Raw genomic sequence first — 5,102 nt, 5'->3', positions numbered from 1 at the left:
ACTTGTCGATCGTCTGTTGGTGATACTGGTTTGCAAAGAGGTCATTCTTAATGGCGCTGCGTTTCTTCATGGTGGTTAGCTCAGTAGACCAGCTTCCGATAACTTTATCAGCAAAATCAAACTCGGCTTAGGTTTTTCGAGGTGCCCCTATAATGATCACGTGATGCATGAGTGTGATCCGGCGCTTGATTTGCGTAATGTTACGATTGCAATTCCTTATCATGTTATTGATGTAGGCATTGCGGGTCAGAAAAAACATCATCCTGAATATAATGGCCATTATTATTGTGGTGTGATCAGTGAAACAACGCCTGTACCAACACCAGGTAGTAATGAAATCAGCCGTGCTTACGAAGAGGGTTGGATAGGTAGAAATGGGTATGAGAGAGCGAATGGTGAAAAGCAACGTTGGGCGATTGCATTTATAGGTGATACCTGTTCCCTAGATGGCAAAATAGTGGCCGAAATTTTTATTGTCGATTTACCCGAAGCTGCTGAAAAGTATGCCATTGCAGGAATTAATCCAATACAGGGTACAGAAACCACTATGCCTGCACCACCAAAAGGGATTAAACAACGCCGCTTAACCTATACTCATGAACGCAAATACCCGGGGATAGTTAATCAACCGCGCCATTGGCTGCGATCTTCGCCTGATGGCAGTAAAATTGGTTTTTAATGAAAGATGATAAGGGGATTGTACAGTTTTGGTTAGTTTCTCCGGTTAGTGGGGTAATGCAACAAATTAGCAAGTCTGCATGGCATATTCAGTCAGCGTTTAGCTGGGGATAGCCAAGGTCGGTATGTGGCATTTATTTGTGATAATAGCGTGATGTTATGTGAAATTCCTTGCGGCAAACTGATTCGTTTGACTGATCGCAGTGATTTGCCGCCATTAGGTGATGCAGTGGTTATTTCCCCGGATGACAGCTATGTTGCTTATCTGCGTAATATTGCTGGCTATCAGCAAATTTTTATTGTGGCGACTGGGATTGTTTGATTTATATAGATTCAATTTTAAGTTTCAATTGAATAATATTTTACTGTTCAATGACCGATTCGTTTTATAGCAAAATAGTGCATTGGATTGGGGTATCCCGCTTTCTTAATTTTTAGTCTGCTGGCTGATATACTGAGAGTTTATGTCAATAAACACACATGCTGACCAAAGCAGGTAATTTCTTTATTTGTTATAAAGATTATAGTGTTATGTTATACCCAAATACCATCCTACGTTATTAATATCAAAAATGATAAGTTGCGCTTAACATAATATCATGGGTTTTGACCTTGGTTTTTACATTATATTCTTCACCAGTAGAATCGAAATGATATACTTCAGCTTGGCCTGAATCTAGATATTTGTAACTAAGATCGAAGGAAAAATCTTGATTGACCGTGTATTTGATCCCTGCTCCCGCGCTCCAGGCAAAGTTGTTAGTGGCATGGGAGCGTGTCCAGTTTTTTCTTATTAAGGAGTTAATAGTTGATGATGTTTTTTGGCTTATATAAGCATAACCTAGTCCAGCAGAGAGATAAGGGGTGAAATCAGATGGATTTTTAAAATCATAATAAGCGTTAAACATTAATGTATTACTGCTATTTGATTTTTAACTGGGATTGTATCATTAAAAATAATAACTACACTATCTCCAGAATAGTTATAGTTAGTGTTTGACCGGCTAATAAATTCCAGTTCGGTTCTGATTGGAATATCAAATTTTTCATAAAAATCATATCCTAAACCGAGACCGGCACCAAACACTGCAGTTCTATGGCTATCTCCTTTTAGCTTTTTTTTTAAATAAATCTTGATCATCGTCAACTTCCGCTAAATAAAAAGCTGGGAAATATTGCCCAGACATTTGCATAATCGATGCCCCCATTTTACCTGTTACGTACATACCAGATTTGCTTTCATTTGCTAACAACCTTGAAGGGATTAAACTGGTAGTTAATAATACTAATAGTGTTTTTTTCATACTTTATTTCTCTAATTTTAATAAAATTAAAAAGATTGTATTTATACGATATGCATAATTTATATATTAGATGAATTATGAAAATAAACAGAAAAATTGACAGTAATATAATGATATTTTTTTAATATAATTAATTTAATAAACTAAATTTGAGTTATGATTATTAAATATAATAATCGATAACATGTATTTATAAATAATATCAAAGGATTACCACAATTAATTACCGGACTGATCAAAAAATAGACGACAAATAATGTTATTCAGGTGATTTATTTGCTGGTGGTTTGATAAGTGATATCTGTAGCTTGATAGTTTTCCCAATCTTGAACTCGTTCTTTTGGTGACGGTTGCGATGCAATATTATCTGCCTGGAAATAATCATAGGGTAGTAAAACAGTGTCAAGCAGCGCAGAAAAAGGTAAGTCAATCATGGCAAGGGGTTTTATCACCCAGCCGGTATCGCTATCTTTTAGTATTCGGGTATCAGCTTTGGTGCCTGAATAGTAACCTTGATGGGGGCCGACATGGGTCATAATACTTGAACAGCCACATAACAATATCAGGCAGCCAACCATATTTAAACTAATGCTACAAATAACGAGGATTAATTGTTTCATTAAGGGTATAAGCCTAGCTTCTCCAAGCGAGTATGAATTTTAATGATAAACATTAATGTTAAAAATACCAGTCTATTAATAGAAATAAAATTTTTTAACAATTATTTTCTGTCGTATGTCCTAAATATGGCACAATTAATGGAAAATTGGTCGCATAAAATTCTTATTTACTGTTGGAATGGGCAATTTGTTTAAATGGAATTATTGATTAACGATTTCTTTATTTATGCGGAGTTAGTTCAGCCTCTTTTTTTAAATAGCATAAAATAGGCCAACAAAGAATAATCATCGGTAGTTGTAATTTCATTAATGGGTAAAGCAGTGGGTAATAATAAATGTTGAGCGCATTTTGGTTTTTCTGCATAAATTATTCCGCGAATAGTCTTTTTATCTCTTTTTTAAAGCGTTTTTCCAAGTTTGAACATGAGATAGCATCCGTATTAAGTCAATAGTCAACTTTAATATCTTTTATTCTGTCAATTGTTATAGCTGGATTATTCGTAAAGTGATTAGGTTTTATAGTTTTCATTAAATTAACAAGCAATAGTTTGGTATAGTGGTGAAAATATCGCTTTATTGCTTAATTAAAAGAATACTTAATATGTTGTAATAATTGCGGTGTTAAAGAGCTCGGGATGTAGATCATTTCATTAGCAATATGTTTGAATATGATCCCGTTAACTTTACAATTCAAAGTCCTCGTTATTATTTTATCACCTCTTATCTTGTATATGATAAGAGGTTTTTTTTATGTATATAGAATTTTATTACTTAATATATTTAATAAAGTTTATTGAATTTATGCTATTATTTATGCTATTGATAGGCAATTTCAATTTCATCAGCTAAAATCGCAATCCCTTGTTCAATTTTTTCTAGTGGTAGAATATAGTTCATTCTCATACATTGATGCGAATGAGGCCAGTATTCATTAAGCCCCGGGAAAAAATAATCGCCGGGCACCATTAATACACCGCGTTTTTTAAGACGTGTGTAAAGTGTTTGACTGTCAATTGGTAAATCTTTAAACCAAAGCCATAGAAATATCGCGCCTTCTGGTTTATGGATCAGGCAGCGACTTTCTGGTATATAACGGCGAATAATTTTTACTGTTTCAGTAACGCGTTGTTGATAAAAAGGTTTTATTACTGTTTGTGAAAGTTTCAATAGATCATTACGTTTAAGGATCGCTAACATTAATGCTGGGCCTATACTACCTGGGGATAAGCTAATGATGCCATTCATGTTACTGATCGCGCTGATAATCGATTCGTTGGCAATAATAATACCGCAGCGACAGCCAGGTAATCCTAATTTGGATAGGCTCATAGATAGAATAATATTTTCATTCCAGATAGGTGTCGCTTGATTAAAAATAATACCTGGAAAGGGAATACCATAAGCACTGTCAATCAAAAGCGGAATAGCATGCTGTTTGGCTAAAGCATCTAACTGCATAATTTCTGCATCGGTAATGACATTTACAGTCGGATTGGTGGGTCTGGAAACGCAAATTACACCGATATCATCGGTTATTTTTAACGATTCAAAATTAATCCGATATTTAAATTGACCATTAGACAGGATGTCAATTTGCGGTTTATTTGCAACAAAAATATCATCATCAAGTCCAGTATCGGCATAACCAACATATTCTGGTGTTAAAGGGAAAAGAACTTTACGTTTTATTCCTTGTTCACAACAGCCTGCAAGGATATTAAATAGATAAAAAAAAGCGCTCTGACTGCCATTAGTCAATGCGATATTTTTAGCACTAATATTCCAGCCTACTTGCTCATTTAACGTATTTGCTAATGCTTCCAGTAAGGCATCTTTTCCTTGTGGGCCATCGTAGTTGCATAATGCTTCATTGAGCTGACCATTTTTAGCCATTTCAGGAATGTGTGCTGGATTACCGCCACCAAGCATAATAACGTCGGGTTTGCGTAAACCTTCATTTAGATCTTTCATTAACAGAGAGATACGGGATGAACTGGAAAATTTTTTACCAAATTGTGAATGTATCATATTTTTCTTTATCAGCTTTGCAGCTACCGTGCTAAGTCAAGAAAAAGATCGCCTTAAGTTTTGGCAACACCCCCTTGTATCTTGTTTTTGTGATATTAGCTAATTGGGCACCTCGAAAAACTCAAGATTTTCAATTAACCCTTGGCTTTCATTCTAAATAATTAGATTTTTTTTGATTATCACGTTACTGATTCTATCGCACATTGCCCTGGCTAGGGCCATTTGACCCATTCTGGGCGTCAGAAAGCCACGATGCACGCGCTCTGGAAGTACGCCAACCGCTTTAGGTTGTAACATGCTGCCATCATCGTCATGGCAAAATTAGCGCGCACCTGTCCAATGGTGCGGATCAGTTTTCTACCCATTTGTTCCATCGCCGCAAATGCATGTTCAACCCGTGCCCTAGTCTTTGCAATCCTGTGGTTTCGCCCTTGCTGAGTCTTGGACAACGGTTTGTTTCGATGGCCTTTAC

Annotated in this window: 8 protein-coding genes; 2 read left to right on the top strand and 6 right to left on the bottom strand. The window is 35.8% G+C overall.

The genetic code is table 11. From position 1 onward, the window contains the following. The first annotated feature begins 160 nt into the window (after nucleotides 1-160). Entirely contained in the window at nucleotides 161-679 is a 519-nt protein-coding gene (locus CBG25_RS03240; RefSeq protein WP_290604482.1) for a hypothetical protein, read from the top strand. A gap of 126 nt (nucleotides 680-805) precedes the next feature. Further along, complete coding sequence (locus CBG25_RS03235; protein WP_290604480.1) at nucleotides 806-1,000, top strand: hypothetical protein; 195 nt, start codon at nucleotides 806-808, stop codon at nucleotides 998-1,000. Nucleotides 1,001-1,244: 244 nt separating this feature from the next. Here the strand turns inward: CBG25_RS03235 and CBG25_RS03230 are convergent, their stop codons facing one another. The 6 genes from CBG25_RS03230 to CBG25_RS03205 form a co-directional block, all read right to left on the bottom strand. Beyond that, complete coding sequence (locus CBG25_RS03230; RefSeq protein WP_290604478.1) at nucleotides 1,245-1,586, bottom strand: outer membrane beta-barrel protein; 342 nt, start codon at nucleotides 1,584-1,586, stop codon at nucleotides 1,245-1,247. After that, nucleotides 1,586-1,819, bottom strand: a complete 234-nt coding sequence (locus CBG25_RS03225; RefSeq protein ID WP_290604476.1) for a hypothetical protein — start codon at nucleotides 1,817-1,819, stop codon at nucleotides 1,586-1,588. The genes CBG25_RS03230 and CBG25_RS03225 overlap by 1 nt, the downstream gene beginning before the upstream one ends. Further along, nucleotides 1,779-1,982 carry a hypothetical protein gene (locus tag CBG25_RS03220; RefSeq protein ID WP_290604474.1) on the bottom strand — a complete coding sequence of 68 codons (204 nt, stop codon included), beginning with the start codon at nucleotides 1,980-1,982 and terminating at the stop codon, nucleotides 1,779-1,781. Before CBG25_RS03220 ends, CBG25_RS03225 begins: the two co-directional genes overlap by 41 nt. A gap of 272 nt (nucleotides 1,983-2,254) precedes the next feature. Continuing rightward, the gene (locus CBG25_RS03215) at nucleotides 2,255-2,602 is read right to left on the bottom strand and encodes a YceK/YidQ family lipoprotein (protein ID WP_290604472.1); all 348 of its coding nucleotides are present in this window, start codon (nucleotides 2,600-2,602) and stop codon (nucleotides 2,255-2,257) included. An 816-nt stretch (nucleotides 2,603-3,418) separates the two neighbouring features. Next, nucleotides 3,419-4,630, bottom strand: coding sequence for a valine--pyruvate transaminase (locus CBG25_RS03210; protein ID WP_290604469.1), 1,212 nt, complete (start codon nucleotides 4,628-4,630; stop codon nucleotides 3,419-3,421). A gap of 239 nt (nucleotides 4,631-4,869) precedes the next feature. Further along, the coding region (locus tag CBG25_RS03205; protein WP_290604297.1) for a transposase at nucleotides 4,870-5,102 on the bottom strand (233 nt) is incomplete at its 5' end.

It is taken from the genome of Arsenophonus sp. ENCA, assembly GCF_002287155.1.
Taxonomy (GTDB): domain Bacteria; phylum Pseudomonadota; class Gammaproteobacteria; order Enterobacterales; family Enterobacteriaceae; genus Arsenophonus; species Arsenophonus nilaparvatae.
The sequence above is the reverse complement of the archived record's forward strand: the minus strand, read 5'-3'. Positions and strand labels throughout refer to the sequence as shown.